This is a genomic window from Mesorhizobium sp. WSM4822 (assembly GCF_055811155.1).
Map to the genome: position 1 here is coordinate 243,510 of NZ_JBVVQM010000012.1, position 15,093 is coordinate 258,602.

At 61.3% G+C, this 15,093-nt stretch carries 17 protein-coding genes; 8 read left to right on the forward strand and 9 right to left on the reverse strand.

Going from position 1 to position 15,093, the window contains the following annotated elements:
• Positions 1–254: 254 nt before the first annotated feature.
• The 4 genes from AC0L3E_RS26110 to queC all read right to left on the reverse strand — a co-directional run bounded on the left by AC0L3E_RS26110 (position 255) and on the right by queC (position 3,313).
• Positions 255–962 (reverse strand): DsbA family protein, encoded by a 708-nt coding sequence (locus AC0L3E_RS26110; RefSeq protein WP_473605942.1) that lies wholly within the window; start codon positions 960–962, stop codon positions 255–257.
• Positions 963–1,527: 565 nt separating this feature from the next.
• A complete protein-coding gene (queE, locus tag AC0L3E_RS26115; protein WP_473605943.1) occupies positions 1,528–2,262 on the reverse strand; it encodes a 7-carboxy-7-deazaguanine synthase QueE in 735 nt (244 codons plus the stop codon).
• The gene (queD, locus tag AC0L3E_RS26120) at positions 2,259–2,615 is read right to left on the reverse strand and encodes a 6-carboxytetrahydropterin synthase QueD (RefSeq protein WP_473564430.1); all 357 of its coding nucleotides are present in this window, start codon (positions 2,613–2,615) and stop codon (positions 2,259–2,261) included. Before queD ends, queE begins: the two co-directional genes overlap by 4 nt.
• Complete coding sequence (gene queC / locus AC0L3E_RS26125; protein WP_473605944.1) at positions 2,615–3,313, reverse strand: 7-cyano-7-deazaguanine synthase QueC; 699 nt, start codon at positions 3,311–3,313, stop codon at positions 2,615–2,617. Before queC ends, queD begins: the two co-directional genes overlap by 1 nt.
• A gap of 482 nt (positions 3,314–3,795) precedes the next feature.
• Between queC and AC0L3E_RS26130 the strand changes: the two genes are divergently transcribed.
• Positions 3,796–4,182, forward strand: a complete 387-nt coding sequence (locus tag AC0L3E_RS26130) for a hypothetical protein (RefSeq protein ID WP_473605961.1) — start codon at positions 3,796–3,798, stop codon at positions 4,180–4,182.
• A gap of 415 nt (positions 4,183–4,597) precedes the next feature.
• Here AC0L3E_RS26130 and AC0L3E_RS26135 read toward each other — a convergent pair whose 3' ends face one another.
• Positions 4,598–4,843: a DUF2188 domain-containing protein gene (locus AC0L3E_RS26135; protein ID WP_473605945.1), complete on the reverse strand. Its 246-nt coding sequence runs from the start codon at positions 4,841–4,843 to the stop codon at positions 4,598–4,600.
• A 213-nt stretch (positions 4,844–5,056) separates the two neighbouring features.
• Here AC0L3E_RS26135 and AC0L3E_RS26140 point away from each other — a divergent pair, with 213 nt between their 5' ends.
• The 3 genes from AC0L3E_RS26140 (at position 5,057) to AC0L3E_RS26150 (ending at position 7,163) form a co-directional block, all read left to right on the forward strand.
• Positions 5,057–5,758, forward strand: a complete 702-nt coding sequence (locus tag AC0L3E_RS26140) for a Crp/Fnr family transcriptional regulator (RefSeq protein WP_473605946.1) — start codon at positions 5,057–5,059, stop codon at positions 5,756–5,758.
• 85 nt (positions 5,759–5,843) lie between these two features.
• Positions 5,844–6,089 (forward strand): hypothetical protein, encoded by a 246-nt coding sequence (locus AC0L3E_RS26145; protein WP_473543560.1) that lies wholly within the window; start codon positions 5,844–5,846, stop codon positions 6,087–6,089.
• Positions 6,090–6,677: 588 nt separating this feature from the next.
• On the forward strand, positions 6,678–7,163 hold the full coding sequence (locus AC0L3E_RS26150) for a hypothetical protein (protein ID WP_473605947.1): 486 nt from the start codon (positions 6,678–6,680) through the stop codon (positions 7,161–7,163).
• Positions 7,164–7,679: 516 nt separating this feature from the next.
• Here the strand turns inward: AC0L3E_RS26150 and AC0L3E_RS26155 are convergent.
• The 4 genes from AC0L3E_RS26155 to panB all read right to left on the reverse strand — a co-directional run bounded on the left by AC0L3E_RS26155 (position 7,680) and on the right by panB (position 10,988).
• Positions 7,680–8,309: an acyl-homoserine-lactone synthase gene (locus tag AC0L3E_RS26155; RefSeq protein ID WP_473605948.1), complete on the reverse strand. Its 630-nt coding sequence runs from the start codon at positions 8,307–8,309 to the stop codon at positions 7,680–7,682.
• Between the two features lie 94 nt (positions 8,310–8,403).
• Positions 8,404–9,129, reverse strand: a complete 726-nt coding sequence (locus tag AC0L3E_RS26160) for a LuxR family transcriptional regulator (RefSeq protein ID WP_473605962.1) — start codon at positions 9,127–9,129, stop codon at positions 8,404–8,406.
• Between the two features lie 117 nt (positions 9,130–9,246).
• Positions 9,247–10,155 (reverse strand): pantoate--beta-alanine ligase, encoded by a 909-nt coding sequence (gene panC, locus AC0L3E_RS26165; protein WP_473605949.1) that lies wholly within the window; start codon positions 10,153–10,155, stop codon positions 9,247–9,249.
• Positions 10,152–10,988, reverse strand: a complete 837-nt coding sequence (gene panB, locus AC0L3E_RS26170; protein ID WP_473605950.1) for a 3-methyl-2-oxobutanoate hydroxymethyltransferase — start codon at positions 10,986–10,988, stop codon at positions 10,152–10,154. Before panB ends, panC begins: the two co-directional genes overlap by 4 nt.
• Positions 10,989–11,163: 175 nt before the next feature.
• Between panB and AC0L3E_RS26175 the strand changes: the two genes are divergently transcribed.
• The 4 genes from AC0L3E_RS26175 to AC0L3E_RS26190 all read left to right on the forward strand — a co-directional run.
• Positions 11,164–12,126 carry an NUDIX hydrolase gene (locus AC0L3E_RS26175; RefSeq protein WP_473603544.1) on the forward strand — a complete coding sequence of 321 codons (963 nt, stop codon included), beginning with the start codon at positions 11,164–11,166 and terminating at the stop codon, positions 12,124–12,126.
• Between the two features lie 64 nt (positions 12,127–12,190).
• Positions 12,191–13,165 (forward strand): quinolinate synthase NadA, encoded by a 975-nt coding sequence (gene nadA / locus AC0L3E_RS26180; protein WP_473605951.1) that lies wholly within the window; start codon positions 12,191–12,193, stop codon positions 13,163–13,165.
• Entirely contained in the window at positions 13,162–14,709 is a 1,548-nt protein-coding gene (locus tag AC0L3E_RS26185; protein WP_473605952.1) for an L-aspartate oxidase, read from the forward strand. Before nadA ends, AC0L3E_RS26185 begins: the two co-directional genes overlap by 4 nt.
• A partial coding sequence (locus AC0L3E_RS26190; protein WP_473605953.1) for a nicotinate-nucleotide diphosphorylase occupies positions 14,706–15,093 on the forward strand: 388 nt, incomplete at its 3' end. The genes AC0L3E_RS26185 and AC0L3E_RS26190, both read left to right, overlap by 4 nt.

The window sequence follows — 15,093 nt, forward strand, 5'->3', positions numbered from 1 at the left end:
TTGAGCCGATGTCGCAGGGCCGCGAATTTCCACGCCTCGGCGCCCCTTGCTGGATCACAGCGTCAAGGAAGCGAGGTCGCAGCCGCCGCGAATGTTCGTTTGATGTAGCCGCACACCGGGAGACGGTGCCATGTTCGGCGTCGCGCCCGCCGCGTCACGATGCGGTCAAGAAGCCAACCACGAAAAAGGCGCTCAGGAGCACATCAAAACCACTCCGACAAACGAACCGGCGACCAAGCATTGCCGACAGTATGTCAAAATGCCGATTTTGCAGCTGTCGAAGATTGTACCTTTGCCTTCGCGCGCGCTTCAGCGATGGAGCGTTGCAGTCTGGCCATCCCGATTTCCCCTGGGATCACTTCGTCGCCGATCACCAACGCAGGTGTGCCGTCGATATACAAATCTTTGGCGAGTGCGAAATTGCGTGTGATGGCATCTGTGATGGCCTGGTCTTGCATGTCCCGCTTCAGTTGCTCGAGATCGAGGCCCACACGCTCTGCAACGGTCAAGGTGCTGCGCTCGTTGATGGAGCCGGGGAAAGCCATGAGGGCGAGGTGGAACGCCTCGTACTTCCCCTGTTTGTGCGAGGCGAGCGCTGCGCGCGCTGCGAACCTGGAACCTGGCCCCAGGATTGGGAAGTCCTTGAACACAAGCTTCACATTGGGATCATCCCTGAGGGCTTGAATGAGGTGGAGGGCTGCCGCCCGGCAATAGCCGCAGTTGTAGTCGAAGAACGAGACAACAGCGATATCGCCCAAGGCATTGCCCGCGATTGGCGAGGCTGGGTCGTTGAGGAGGGCGTCGCGCCGCTGCGGAATGCGTATGCGCAAGTCAGCCGCTATCTGGCGCTGGTCTTCCAGACGCTGCAGGTACTCGGCCGCATCCTGACGATGTTTCAACACTCCCAGCGCGAACACCAAGAGAGCGATCGCCGCGACAAGCGCGGCATTTAATCGGGACATGGGTGGCTCCATCAAACATAAACGGCAGGACAGGACGCCCGCAGCGCCGGCTCCCGCCGTGTGGCCGCGCTGCTCCCGTCGCCGCGCTCCGGTCAAGCGCCGCACCCCGGTGCCGCAAATAGCGTGCCAGTGGGGGCAGGAACGCAGGTGAGCGCTGCGCTGCGAAAAGGCCGGCTAGGACATTGGCGCGATCGCTGTTTGGCTTACGCAGCGGACACGAACACCGCGTGGCCACGCGCGACGGCTTTGGTCCGGCGCACCATGAAACGGCGGAACATGCGAAGGATTTGCGACACAAAGTCGGGAACCGTTCATGCCCATTCGGGGATTTGTTGGCGCTTTTGTCTCGGCACTTTGCAGAAAATGGTTTTGTGAGGTTTCACACGCACGCGCGCGGTCACAAAGCCGGAGCGACAGCTAAGCCCCTCCGGTTCGCGCTCGCTTTGCAAGCGCCTGGTTGATCTCCGCGTTGAGCAGCGCGCGGCTACGCCGGCAGCGCTGTCACATCCGCGTGAGTCCGTCAGCCGAAGATCCGACGGGTGCTGCACCCACGGGCAAGTGGGAGCTAGACGGCCCTCCTGTTGCCCCAGAGCAGAACGTGCAGCTGCGGCAACACGCGAGCTTCGAACCACCTGTCCCGCGTCACCTTTTCGATCAGCCACTCCATGCGTCTCATGATTCCGTCAAGGTCGACAGGTGCGTCTTCATCGCCAAGGCGCGGTGGCGTGTGATTGCCAGGTTGCAGATAGACTGGGAGGCGTGGGAATCGCGCGGCGGCGTCTTTGGCGAAGGCATAGTCACTCTCGTCGAAAACGACGAGCTTGAGCACGACTTGCGGCTTCTCCCGCGCCGCTTCGATGCACGCCTCCACGGCGGCCCAGTCGGGCCGCATTTCGCTCGACGGAGGCTTTGGGCTGAGGACCAGCACATCAAGCTCGGCAAACCAGTCCTTGACCACCGAAGCTTGGGTTTCCAGCGCAAAGCGGTAGCCTTCACCATGGCCTCGCTCGATCAGGCCACCGAAGGGCTGAATGGCCGGATTGCCGCCCGACAGCGACACCATCACTGGCCGGCCGCCGGAAAGCGCAACCACGCTTTGCCACACTGCATCCACCGGCATCATCTGCCATTCATGGCGGAATTGGTTGTCCACCGCATGGAGGCTGTCGCACCAGGAACAGCGATAGTCACAGCCGCCGGTTCTGATGAAGACGGTCGGCAAACCGATGAGCACGCCCTCGCCCTGTATCGTCGGCCCAAATATCTCGCTCACCCGGATTGCGGGGCGCGTGTCCGTCACGGTCGGTACTCCGCCCAGGTTTTCGGGGTTTCGCTCACCCTGACGGCCGCGGTTTCCGGCAGCCGTGCCTTGCACCATTCATAGAAATGCCTGGCCAAGTATTCCGCCGTGACCTGCTCATGTGCCAACGCGTCGTTGAGGTGCCGGTGGTCCAAGCTCTCGTCGATATAGCGTTTGAGCGGCGCCAGATCGTGATAGTCGCGCACGAAACCGTGTGCGTTCAGCTCCTCGGCCGAGAGCTCCACTTCGACGATGTAGTTATGCCCGTGCAGCCGCGCGCACTGATGTTCGGGTGGCAAGGAGGTGAGCTGATGCGAGGCCGAGAAGTGGAATTCCTTGGTGATGCGGAACATCAGGCGCTCCGCCTCCGCAGCGCCTCAAGCCAGAAATCGGTGTCCTCATACTCGGTCGGATCGGCGTGCTGCGCGAGATGAAACGCCTCGCGTCGCTCGACGCAGGTCCCGCACCGTCCGCAGTGACGCTCGCAGCCCTTGTAGCAGGACCAGGTCTGCACAAATGGGGTTCCGTATCCTGCTCCATCGCCGACGATGTCCGCCTTTGTGAGGTTCACATAGGGCGTGTAAAGGCGGATCTGCGCGTCGCCGTCGAGCGCTCGGTCCTGCATCGTCTGGAAAGCTTCGATGAAGGCGGGACGGCAGTCTGGATAGATGAAATGGTCCCCGCCATGAGCGGCCATCGCCACCGCTTCCGCCTTATGCGCGGCGGCAAGACCAAACGCGATTGCCAGCATGATGGCGTTCCTGTTCGGCACCACCGTGATCTTCATGGTGTCTTCTGCGTAGTGGCCGTCGGGCACGTCGACACTGTCGGTCAGCGCCGAGCCGCGAAGGCCGCGGCCGATTTGGCGGATGTCGATGATCTGATGCGCAACGTTCAGTCGCTCCGCGCACAGAGCGGCGAATCTCAATTCTTTGCTGTGCCGCTGGCCGTAGTCGAAGGACAGGAGCCCGGTGAGTTCGTGCTCCGACGCCACTTTGTGGGCAAGGGAAACAGAGTCCAATCCGCCGGAGCAGATGACGAGAGTCTTCATCATGGTATCCTTGTTTTGACCGGGTAAGGCTGCGACCGGAGATTTCTCTGCGCTCCCCCTACCCCAGCCAGCCAACTTTGTGAACCCTGCGGGAGTCTGATGCGCTGGCGCACCGGGATGCGGCAGGGTCGTGAAAGGCGGACTGAGCCTCGTTGGTGGATGTTCACCCCGGGCACATGCTCAGGAGCCCAAATGCGACGCGTCCTCGCGACATGGCTGGGCAAGAAGCCGCCGACTTCATGGCTGCAGAGGCCACGTGCTGTGCTTTGCAAGGCGAAGCGGAAAGGGAGTGGACGCGAGTGCACAGGTCCAGGTTTAGCGACGGTGGGCGTGCCCTCGCTTCAGCATCAAATCCGAACCGGGCATCGCGGTCGGCCGTTGGTTGGGCGGCAGAACCCGCCAAAGATTGGTTGTCAGCCGACATCTGTGAAAAAGCCGTCTGCGTCGTTGCAATCACCCCTCCGTTGCGCGCTATTGCCGCCATGGCCTCGGATGAACTGGATTGGGCGATTTTCCAGATGGCAGTCGAAAGCGTCCGCTCCCTCTCGCTGAGCTTCAACGAAAGAGCCGCGGAGATAGCGGCGAGGAGCCAGGGTACCTTGGTTTTCGACGTGCGGGTGTACGGTGACGCGCAGGTGCAGAGGGTCGCAGCCATCCGGTATCAAGGCGAACGGACTGGCGTGCTGGCGTTGGACAGACAAGGCCTTGTTACCCACTATTGCATGGTGAACAGCACGTTCTCAGATCTGATGGCGCCGTTGGAGAACTGGACCAGCATGCCCCTGGCAATGCAGGCCAAGATCGATGTTACCGTCCATGCCAGTCTCTTCCTCGGCGCCTTACGAAATGCCGGTATGCTTGGCGGTTAGCATGTCCGGATGTGTGATTTTGCATTCCGCCCGACCGCGGCCTGCCAGCGGCCGTCTACCGAGGCTCTCCAGGCGCGGATGTATCACGACGCGACCATTTGCTGCTCGTCTCGTGATATCCTGGCGCTCCGGTCCGTGGCGCAAACGCCGGATTCCAACATGCGGGGACACGCAACGCCCGATCAGTTAATTGCAAGGAGACCTGCTCCCCGGCAGCCGACGGGCAAACGAATCTTCCGCTGATCAGGCAGCATCCAATATGTCCGGCTCCGCCTCAAGAATTCCGCTGGGTAGGGACAGCGATTTCGCGATCCGATCGCGATCCCCCTGTTGTGCCTCCGACCGGGATGGTCAGTCGCCGATATCCGATTCGCCTGGGATAGCCATTATCGCAAAGGGCAGCACCCGACCCATATTAGCCGGCTGACTCCGTGGGGTCGGCACTTCGTGGGAAAGTTCGTTCCTCTTGAACAGTGCCGTCAAGTTTTTTGATACGGACGGAGCCGCCGCCTCTCCCAACAGCTGATTCCAGCACACCACCTTTGGTGGCCTCTTCCTTGGTGTCAAATCTGCGGGTTGCTTTGTCCGCACCTTCTTGGCGCAAGACCCAGTCGTCCTTCTTCTTGTCGTGGATGAGCTCAAATTTCGGAAGTTTTGCCATGACTGCCTCCTGTTGCCATTCGACTATTCGCCAATTGAGCCAAAATCAATTAGCCCAACGCCGCAACATCGCAAAGTCTCGAAAAGCCAGCTTTGAAGCAGAGCCTTTGCCACCCGCACATTTGAAGACTATGCTTGCCTTATCGGCAGCGATTTGCATCGGACACGGCCGACTGTAAGAGGGTACTCGCTCTTGCCCGTACGGGAGAGCGCCATGCCCCAATCCCTTCTTCGCAACCAGCTTTTGAAAGCGCTATCCACGGAGGATTTCGCACTTTTGCAGCCATCGCTGCATCAGGTTGAACTGGCCATCAAAAGCCAGTTGGAGGTCGCATATCAGCCGATCGCAAGTGTGTATTTTCCGGAGACGGGTATCGCTTCGGTGGTCGCCACAATGACTGGCGGGCGCAAAAGTGAGGTCGGCCTCGTCGGCTACGACGGCATGACCGGCATTGCGGTTATACTCGGCCAGGACAGGTCTCCCAATGAGACCTATATCCAAGTCGCCGGCCAAGGCTGGATCCTGTCGGTCAATAGCCTTCGCGCCGCGATCGCGACAAGCCTGACCCTTCGCGAGTCACTGCTGCGCTATGCCCATGCGTTCCTTGTCCAGTCGTCCCGGACGGCACTGGTTAACGGCCACTCGAAAATCGAGGAACGGCTGGCCCGCTGGTTGCTCATGGTCCACGATCGCGGTGACGGAGACAAGATTTACCTGACGCATGAATTTCTGGCGACCATGCTTGGCGCTCGTCGCCCCGGCGTCACGACCGCCCTCCAAATGCTCGAATACAGGGGACTGGTCCGCGCCACGCGGGGTGAAATCACGATTGTCGATCGCGCCGGAATGATAAGGCTCACGCATGGCGCTTATGGCGAGGAGGAGCAACGCCATTTCGGCTTGGCTTCCGCGTGATTGTCTGGAATCAGACAAAGCCTTGCAAGGTCCGGAATTCCGGCCCTAAATCCCGTTGGTCAGGGTTTCAGGGAGGAAATTCTCGATGACCAACGCTTTTCACTCGGTCACAGTTGAACGAGCAGCCGAAGCCTATGTCCTTTCCAGGGGCAAGGCCCGGTTCCTCTCCATCGCACAGGCAATCCGCGCCATCCGAACACTCATGCCCGCATGCAAGGCGACCGACCGCGAACTGGAGGAGTTGCTGGCGGCGGCATCGATCATTCACGGTGTCCGCGTCGCCTTCGACGCAAGAACGGCGGAAGCCGCAGAACCGCGGCTCCATTCGTAGCGACGATGCAGGCGCCTGCGCAGTCCCACACCTTATCGGACGTCGCCAAGCGATCGTCCGCCATCTAATCGACAACGTCGGCAGCCCGTGCATTTCGATGTCCGAGGTTCGTCACGCCGTGAGACGAATGTTTCCGCCTTGCGACCTCACGGATTGGGAACTTGACGATCTCATTGCGCGAAGTGCAATCGACGCGGGATTTGCGATCGAATTCGACGCCGCGGCACCGTAAGCCCGAAGGCCGAGTTGCCGGGAAGCCCGTGGGTTGTGCCGAGCCAAATCAGGTATATGTTTGCCGAACGGCGTGAGGACTCGGTGTGGGAAATCACGGCAGCGTTGTTGAAGGATGGCAGGTACTAGCTGAGGACGAGGCGATAGAAGCCGCGACCAAGAGGCATGGTAAGGATCCTATAATTTCGGTGGCCTATTGCGCCTTCGAAGCGTCTGGCAATGACAAAGGTCTCGAATACCGATTCTGGTTTAATCTGTTTCTGAAACTTTCAAAATGGGATCACGTCGGGTGGGCTTAGCCCGCAAGCGGCGGACTACGAGGCATATTACCGCAAACGGGCAATTGCACGAATGGTGATGACTGAGGGCAAATATCCGGGAGAGCTCGCCTCCCCGCAGCAGATGTATGAACTGGCGGAAGAGTATCGCAAAGCGGCAGCCCTGCTCGCCCCGCTTGGCCGATCAGGTAAGCCGCTTAGCCGAGCGCCGTTTAGACTGTCAGCCATCCACGCGATCGAACTCTATCTGACCGCGCTTTTGCTCCATCGTGGGCACGAACCCAATCAAATCCGCAAGATGCATCACGACTTGGCGGCTCGGGCGAAGCACACTGTCGAAGCAGGACTGCGTCTTCGCGCAAAAACCGCCAATCATCTTCAGTCCCTCAGCCAGAACCGGGAATATCTGATCATCCGCTACGGCCCGGAACTGGCCGCAACCGCCTCCCAGATCAACCGGCTCACCGCCACCCTCGAAGAGGTGGCGGTGAAGGTTACCCTTTTGATCGCGTCGTCCTCAAGAACGGATCCACAGCCAGCCGCGACCACAACTGGCAAGGCCTGACCCGATTACCGACTTGTATGGTTCAGGGCTGCGGTTCGGCGGCCACGAACACAAGCAGGCAACCTCGTCGCGCGGCATCGGCAGCTTGTCGATTAGGTCACTAGCCAGCCTAAGGTCGCTGCATCGCAGCCCTAATCTTAGTGGCGGATCCGTACTTACTCGGCGACGATTGCCAAGCTTTCGCTTTCAACCTTTTGCGACTTTCGCAGCACTGCGGGAAGCCAGCCTTGCCGTCCAGTTCCGTCTCGGCGTGCAAGCGCCTTCAGGTTCCGGAGCGTGTTCTACAGCTTCGGCATCCCGTATGACGTCGGCGATGTGGGCTTTCGACAGGCGTGCGAGGAAGGCTCCCTCTGGTGTCCACTAGAGCGCATGTCCAGTCCCACCGCTTCCGCCAGCAGGTTGGAATTTGCGATGCCTTCCCTGCCGGTTTCAGGGGGGCGACCACGGCGTTGGTTCGCGGCAGTCACCATCGCCGCCCGCGGGCAGAGGAGTGGTCAGGTCGAGCATCCTCAAGCACTATGCCGACAGGCCGAGAACCGGCTGCCACAATACAGGTCCGTTCAAACGCCCCCTCCAGCGGACGCGCATGAGGCTAGCGTGGGAAACCTCGAGAGAACCGGCGACCGCCTCCGTGTTGCCGACCGCCTTCGGCTGCCCTATGCGCGCCAACGGCCAGGTTGCGAGACGCAGGATCCGCTCCATGCGCGTATCCGTCACTGTCACAATCCGATCGAGTTCGTTGGCCAAGCCGAATTCGATCATGCCCGCGAAGAGCTCGTAGGTTGCTTGGGCTAACCCGCCAGCCTTGGGTGTTGATGCAGGCAGATCCAGTGCGAAACGACTGCTCTCCCAAACGCGGGTACTCGCTGGCGCTGCGGTCTCACCCAGCAGCATCGGAAAGGTGTCGCGCAACATTGTCGGCCCCGTTGTCGGCAAAAAACGGACGCAACCGCAAATGCGCCAGTCGGATCCTTTGAGAAGGAGATAGACGGGGTTGAGGCCGTCATATGCGTCTGTCTCCATTTCCTCTGCGGTCTGAACATCCCATTCCAGCCTTTCCTTGAAAACCCGATGCCTCAGTCCGTACATTTCCTTGAGCTCGCTTGAAAACTCGTCGTAGAGCTCAGGTGTGATTAGCTGCATCATTTGTCGCCTCCGTGCGGGATGTATTCCCGCCATCGAAGACCAAAGCCGGCACTGATGCAGCCTGTAGACCTTTACAGGTATCCGAAGAAAGGAATCAGGATCTCGACTGACGGGAAGCAGCCAGCCGTGCTACAGCTTGGTTGATGGTTCTCACACCAAGTTTTGCCTTGGCGTTTTCCAGATGGAAGGTCACGGTGCGTTTGGAGACGCTGAGAATCTGGCTGATATCCCAAGCCGACTTGCCGTCCGCCGCCCATTTCAAGCATTCGAACTCCCGCGGGGTCAGGATTACGCCATCCACCGCGCAATCTTCGGCGAGCCTGCGCCGGGCATATATGTGAAAGCTGATCGCCACCAGTTGCAATGCTTTTTCGTAGCGTGTCAGTGACCGCAAGAGAGGCGGACGGGACTGGTCGGATGCGAAGGTCAGCGCAGCAAAGCGGCCGCGATGGTCGTGCATCGACATGGTCAATCCGCCACGAATGCCATACCGAGCTGCTTCTTCCAGAATTCGTTGCTGTGAAGCCGCGAGATGTTGCCGAGGTCGATCGACACCCCAGTCGAAGGTTTCCCAGCCTTGAAGCCCGCGCAGGATGACTGGATCATGGCTGTGGTAGCGCAATTGCATATAGCGAGATGTCCAGGAGGACGGATAATTTGAAATCAAGCACGGCTTCTGGCCGGAGGCCGACGGGTAACTGAAATAGGCGAAGAGCGGAAAGTCGAATGCGGCCGCGGCAGAGGCCATTGCCTCACGCAGATCGACGGCATCGACGCTTTCGGAGAGTTGCTCGAGGAAATCTTCAAACACGCGATGCATCTGCGCTTGCATAACCTCCGTGCCGTTGCTCGATCGCAGACGGAGATCTTGGTTTAAATGCTCGGCGATCGAGGCAACGTGTGCGAGCTCGTCAGTTTAATCGCCGGCATTGCTCTGCTATTTTGGTTGATGAGGCTGTTTGTGTGGCGACTCAGCGCCGCGAGCGTCTAATGCACCAATCGGTGACATTCCTATGTTGTCGATCAGCCGTATGTCGCCGAGCCATGCCGCGACGAGCAAGCGTGCTGGTCGGTCAAGGCTCGTCAGCGGTTGCAGATCCGCCTCGCCGCGAAGTTCCAGATATTCGACTTCGCGATAGCCTGCAGCCAGAATTGCTGCGCGCGCTTCGGCTAGAGTGGGCGGGACAGGAGAGCCGCGCGCAAGCCGGTCCGCCACCCCGAGCAAGACCGCTACCAACTTTGGGGCAATGGCGCGCTGTGCTGGCGAGAGCCGAAGATTGCGCGAGGATAGTGCAAGACCATCGGCTTCGCGGACGGTCGGACAGGCCAGGACGGTGATTGGAATGTCCAGGTCCCGAACCACGCGCCTGACCAGCTGAAGCTGCTGAAAGTCCTTTTCGCCAAAACAGGCCAAGTCAGCGCCGGACTGCAGGAAGAGCTTGGCAACGACCGTCGCCACGCCATCGAAATGGCCCGGCCGGAAGCCGCCGCACAGGCCCTCGCTGATGCCGGACATCGAAACGGTCGTGGCGAAGCCTGGCGGATACATCTCCTCAGCATCCGGCACATAGAGCAAATGCGCGCCCAGCGGCGCGAGCTTTGCAGCATCTTCGTTTTCCGTGCGAGGATAGGCAGCGAGGTCGGCAGCACTGTTGAATTGCTTGGGGTTGACGAACAGCGTCACCACGACCCGATCGGCCTTTTGAAGCGCCGCACGCACGAGACTCAGATGGCCTTCATGAAAGGCCCCCATGGTCGGCACAAGGGCGATACTGGCGCCTGAGCGACGCCATCGCGCGGCAACAGCGCGGAGCTCGGCAACGGTTCGAACGATCGGCGCGCTCATATGACGTCTCCGGTCTTCGGGTCGTTGGTGTAGAGATGTTCCGCCGCCGGAAAGCACCGTCTCCTCACGTCAGCGGCATAAGCCGCAATCGCTGCATCGGCCTGTTCGCCTAGTTCGGCGTAGCGCTTGACGAATTTCGGCCGGAAGGAGCTGAAAAGCCCGAGCATATCGTCGCTCACCAGAATCTGGCCGTCGCAGGCGAGTGAGGCGCCGATGCCTATGGTTGGGACGGCGATCTCCGCAGTGATGCGCTTTGCGAGGGGCTCGGGCACTTTCTCCAGCACCACGCAGAAGGCGCCGGCCTCGGTAACCGCACTGGCATCGCGTCTGATGCGCTCGGCATCGTCTCCCCGCCCTTGGACGCGGTAGCCACCGAAAGTATTGACCGCCTGCGGCGTTAGACCGACATGGGCCATGACAGGGACGCCGCGGGCGCCAAGGAAGCGAATGGTCTCGGCCATTTTCTCACCGCCTTCGAGCTTCACAGCTGCACAACCTGTCTGCGCCATCAGGCGCGCAGCGTTGCGGAAGGCCTGCTCGGGGCTCTCTTCATAGGAACCGAATGGCAGGTCTACGACCATTAAGGATCGCACCAGACCGCGGCGCACCGCCTGACCGTGCATGATCATCATGTCGAGAGTGACGCCCAGCGTCGACGAGAGGCCGTGCAGTACCATGCCGACGCTGTCGCCAACGAGAACGATGTCGCAGTGTGGATCAACCAGTCTGGCGATCGGCGTCGTATAGGCCGTCAGGCAGACGAGTGGAGTCTGGCCTTTCCGCATTTGAACATCCGGCGGTGTCATCGCCTTTGTCTCACCAGTTGCGCTCACCCGACGCATCCTTCCCTAGCGTTACCCGCCGCGGGTGTCGCGTTTGGCATATTTTTGTGCGAGTGCGAAGAGCTAAAAAAGACGTCCAGCTGTGCGGTGTTGACGTTCGTGCAGCAACGCTTAAATTCAATCGATTCAATCACCCTGCATTTGGGGCCGACTCATTATCGCGAACATGGACCATCAGGCAAAAGGAACCAGAAAAGGCCGAGCTGCGGTCAAGGCCGACGAAGCAAAAGTGGACCTGATCGCCGTTGTCGTCGCCGTAAACGACAGTGAACCCTGCCTTCTCACCATCGGGAATGCGGACACGCTTCCGTCCGGACCATATGCGCTAGAGCATCGATCGCTGCAATCCGGTCTGAGGGGCTGGGTGGAGCAACAGACCGGCCACCCGCTGGGGTACATCGAGCAGCTCTACACCTTCGCCGATCGGGACCGCATAGGGGCCGAGCGCCAGGAACGCGCCATCTCAATCAGCTATCTGGCACTCACTCGGAAGGACCAGGCAACGGGCTCCACCAACTGTGGGTGGCGGAGTTGGTACGAGTATTTTCCCTGGGAGGACCATCGCTCCGGCACGCCCGTGGTGCTCGAGATTTTACGACCACGCCTGATCGAGTGGGCTGACGGCGCCAGCGATGCGACCACGCGACGCGAACGCCGGCAGCGCGCCGCGATTGCCTTCGCTTTCGACGACCGCAATTGGAACGAGGAACTCACGCTCCAACGCTATGAGTTGCTCTATGAATCTGCCCTGATCGAAGAGGCTGGTGGCGGACGGGACGTCGCACCTGCGGCGGTATCTGGCAAGGCAATGATCGCCGACCATCGACGAATCCTGGCGACCGGCATTGCGCGGCTCCGTTCTAAGATCAAGTACCGGCCGGTGGTGTTCGAGCTCATGAGGCCATCGTTCACGCTGCTTCAGCTGCAGCGGACCGTGGAGGCGCTCGCCGGGAGGCTCATCAACAAGCCGAACTTCCGAAGACTTGTCGAGCAGCAAGAGCTGGTCGAGGAAACTGGCGAGACCTCCCTCGAGACGGGCGGGCGACCGGCAAAGCTCTATCGGTTCCGCCATGCCGTTCTCGACGACAGGGCTGTGGCCGGGACAAAATTGCCGCTCGCGCGGGCTTGACATACTTATAGTCAAGGTAGACATATTCCCCTTATTGTCAGATCGAATATAATCGGAGGCGCTGATGACTGGGGCGTTACCTACGGCTGCGTCCCTGTACGAGCGCGTCCGGCGGGTGATCCCGCCGGTCGAATGGCCGGCCTTCACCAGCGACATTGAAGCCATCCTGGCGCTGAAGCGCGATCGCAATGCGGTCATCCTTGCGCACAATTACCAAACGCCGGAGATCTTCCACTGCGTGGCCGACATTGTCGGCGACAGCCTCGCACTGGCCCGCAAGGCGGCTACGGTCGAGGCGCAAATCATCGTGGTTGCCGGCGTGCATTTCATGGCCGAGACGGCCAAGCTGCTCAATCCGAACAAGATCGTCCTCCTCCCGGATCTCGGCGCCGGTTGCTCGCTGGCCGATTCGATCACGGCACAAGACGTGCGGCTGATGCGGCAGCGCTATCCGGGGGTCCCGGTTGTCACCTACGTCAACACTTCGGCGGCTGTAAAAGCGGAGTCGGACATCTGCTGCACCTCGGGCAACGCCAGGGCGGTAGTGGAATCGCTCGGCGTGACGCGTGTGATCATGGTGCCCGATGAGTATCTGGCGAAAAACGTGGCGGCGCAGACGGAGGTCGAGATCATCGCCTGGAAAGGCCACTGCGAAGTGCATGAGCGATTCACGTCGGCCGACATCCGGGAACTGCGCGATGCGCATCCAGGGGTAATCGTGCTCGCCCATCCCGAATGCCCGCCAGAGATTGTCGCAGAGGCGGAATTCTCCGGCTCGACTGCGGCCATGTTGGAATATGTCGAGCGCGAGAAACCGCCGCGCGTCGTCCTGCTAACGGAATGTTCGATGAGCGACAATGTCGCGGTCGCGCATCCCGAGGTCGAGTTCGTCCGCCCCTGCAATCTGTGTCCGCACATGAAGCGCATCACGCTGGCTAACATTCGCGTCGCACTCGAGGAGAACCGGCATGAGGTCCGGATCGATCCCGGGATTGCAGGGCGCGCGCGCCGCTCGGTCGAGCGTATGCTTTCCATATGAGCCTCGACGTTCATGACATCGGCGGGGCGCCGGTCATCATCGGCGCCGGTGTGGCAGGCCTGATGACCGCGCTTCATCTGGCGCCGGAACCGGTTGTGCTTCTGTCCAATGCGGGGCTGGGAATCGGAGCCTGCAGCGAACTCGCCCAAGGCGGTCTTGCGGCAAGTGTCGGCGGCGAGGACAGTCCCGAACTTCATCTTTGTGACACCCTCGCAGCCGGCGACGGCCTCTGCGACGTGACGACGGTGCGGCGAACTGTCCGAGCTGCACCCGAAGCGATCAGGACTCTAGAACGCTTCGGTGTGGCATTCGACCGATGCGCTGACGGCGCGTTCCGTCTCGGGCTTGAGGCGGCGCACTCGCAGCGGCGGATCGTGCATGCGGCGGGCGATGCCACGGGACGCGAGCTGGTCCGCGCGCTGATCGCCGCGGCACGGCGCACAGCCTCCATCACTATCCTGGAGAACGTGGAGGCCCGCCGGCTTATCGTGGAAGACGGGGCGATCATCGCCGTGGTCGCGGCCGGGTGCACGGGCGCAATCGCCTTGCCAACGCGCCGCGCGGTCCTGGCGACCGGCGGCATCGGCGGCTTGTTTACCGATACGACAAACCCGCCCGGCTCATGTGGACAGGGGCTCGCCCTCGCCGCCTGTGCCGGGGCGGAGTTCGCGGACCTGGAATTCGTGCAGTTCCACCCAACCGCCCTCGAGGGTCCGCGGCGGCCGATGCCGCTGGTGAGCGAAGCGGTGCGTGGCGAGGGTGCTGTGCTCGTCGACGAGCAAGGAGAGCGTTTCCTCGCTGAAACCCCAGGGGGCGAGCTTGCGCCTCGCGACGTGGTTGCGCGCGCGGTTTGGCACCAGCTCGCTGCCGGACGCCGTGTGTTCCTGGACGCAAGGCAATGTCTGGGCCTCAGATTTGACAAGCGCTTTCCGGCAATCGCGGATTTGTGCCGCCAGGCCGGCATCGATCCCGCGACCGACCTGATCCCGGTGCGTCCGGCGGCACATTATCACATGGGCGGTGTTGCTGTAGACGCTGCCGGCCGCAGCTCCGTCGAGGGATTGTGGGCATGTGGCGAGGTCGCATGCACCGGTCTGCACGGCGCGAACCGACTTGCCAGCAACTCGCTTATCGAAGCGGTGGTCACAGCGGCCTGGGTTGCTGAAAGCGTCGCCGACGTATCACACACCCGGCGACCTCGCTTGTGTTCCGCATTCGTGCCTCAACGGCCAGACGCCTCCGGCATCCGCCCAGTCGTCTCCGCCGCGCTCGGCATCATCCGCAATGGCGAGACGCTACGCGACGGGGTGGCGGCCCTGTTGCCGATTGCTGCTCACGACAGTGCCGCCTCCGACCCCGCCTTGATCGCGCTGATGATCGCCATTGCGGCCCTGCGGCGCGAAGAGAGCCGCGGCTCGCACTGTCGTTCCGATTTCCCCGGGCGCGATGCGCATGCGCGCCAGTCACGGCTGACACTGCGCAGCGCAATACAGACCGCCATCGGACTCAGCTGGCGGGCACCGATACGGAGCACCCTGACATGAATTCGTTCTCACCCCTCCCCTCAACCCTGATCGAGCCGATCGTGCGCGGTGCTCTGCTCGAAGACCTGGGCAGATGCGGCGATCTGACCAGCGACGCCGTGATCCCGCGTGATCGCACGGCCACGTTGGTGCTCAAATCGCGACAGACGGGGATCGTTGCCGGGCTCGATCTGGCCGCTTTCGCCTTCATGCTCGTCGAACCTGCGATCGATATGCAAATCTGGCGCGCTGACGGCAGCGATGTCGCGGGGGGCGAGACTATCGCCATGCTGTGCGGACCGGCGCGAGGCCTGCTCACGGCCGAGCGCACGGCGCTCAATTTTCTATGCCGTCTGAGCGGCATTGCCACGGCCACGGCGGCAATGGTCGAAGCCGTGCGTGGCC

Coding starts and splice junctions, on each gene's coding strand:
- AC0L3E_RS26150 (WP_473605947.1), top strand. CDS start 6,678: ATGACTGAGGGCAAATATCCGGGAGAGCTCGCCTCCCCGCAGCAGATG.
- AC0L3E_RS26110 (WP_473605942.1), bottom strand. CDS start 962: ATGTCCCGATTAAATGCCGCGCTTGTCGCGGCGATCGCTCTCTTGGTG.
- AC0L3E_RS26175 (WP_473603544.1), top strand. CDS start 11,164: ATGGACCATCAGGCAAAAGGAACCAGAAAAGGCCGAGCTGCGGTCAAG.
- panC (WP_473605949.1), bottom strand. CDS start 10,155: ATGAGCGCGCCGATCGTTCGAACCGTTGCCGAGCTCCGCGCTGTTGCC.
- nadA (WP_473605951.1), top strand. CDS start 12,191: ATGACTGGGGCGTTACCTACGGCTGCGTCCCTGTACGAGCGCGTCCGG.
- AC0L3E_RS26140 (WP_473605946.1), top strand. CDS start 5,057: ATGCCCCAATCCCTTCTTCGCAACCAGCTTTTGAAAGCGCTATCCACG.
- AC0L3E_RS26130 (WP_473605961.1), top strand. CDS start 3,796: ATGGCCTCGGATGAACTGGATTGGGCGATTTTCCAGATGGCAGTCGAA.
- AC0L3E_RS26160 (WP_473605962.1), bottom strand. CDS start 9,129: ATGCATCGCGTGTTTGAAGATTTCCTCGAGCAACTCTCCGAAAGCGTC.
- AC0L3E_RS26155 (WP_473605948.1), bottom strand. CDS start 8,309: ATGATGCAGCTAATCACACCTGAGCTCTACGACGAGTTTTCAAGCGAG.
- AC0L3E_RS26135 (WP_473605945.1), bottom strand. CDS start 4,843: ATGGCAAAACTTCCGAAATTTGAGCTCATCCACGACAAGAAGAAGGAC.
- AC0L3E_RS26185 (WP_473605952.1), top strand. CDS start 13,162: ATGAGCCTCGACGTTCATGACATCGGCGGGGCGCCGGTCATCATCGGC.
- AC0L3E_RS26145 (WP_473543560.1), top strand. CDS start 5,844: ATGACCAACGCTTTTCACTCGGTCACAGTTGAACGAGCAGCCGAAGCC.
- queC (WP_473605944.1), bottom strand. CDS start 3,313: ATGAAGACTCTCGTCATCTGCTCCGGCGGATTGGACTCTGTTTCCCTT.
- queD (WP_473564430.1), bottom strand. CDS start 2,615: ATGTTCCGCATCACCAAGGAATTCCACTTCTCGGCCTCGCATCAGCTC.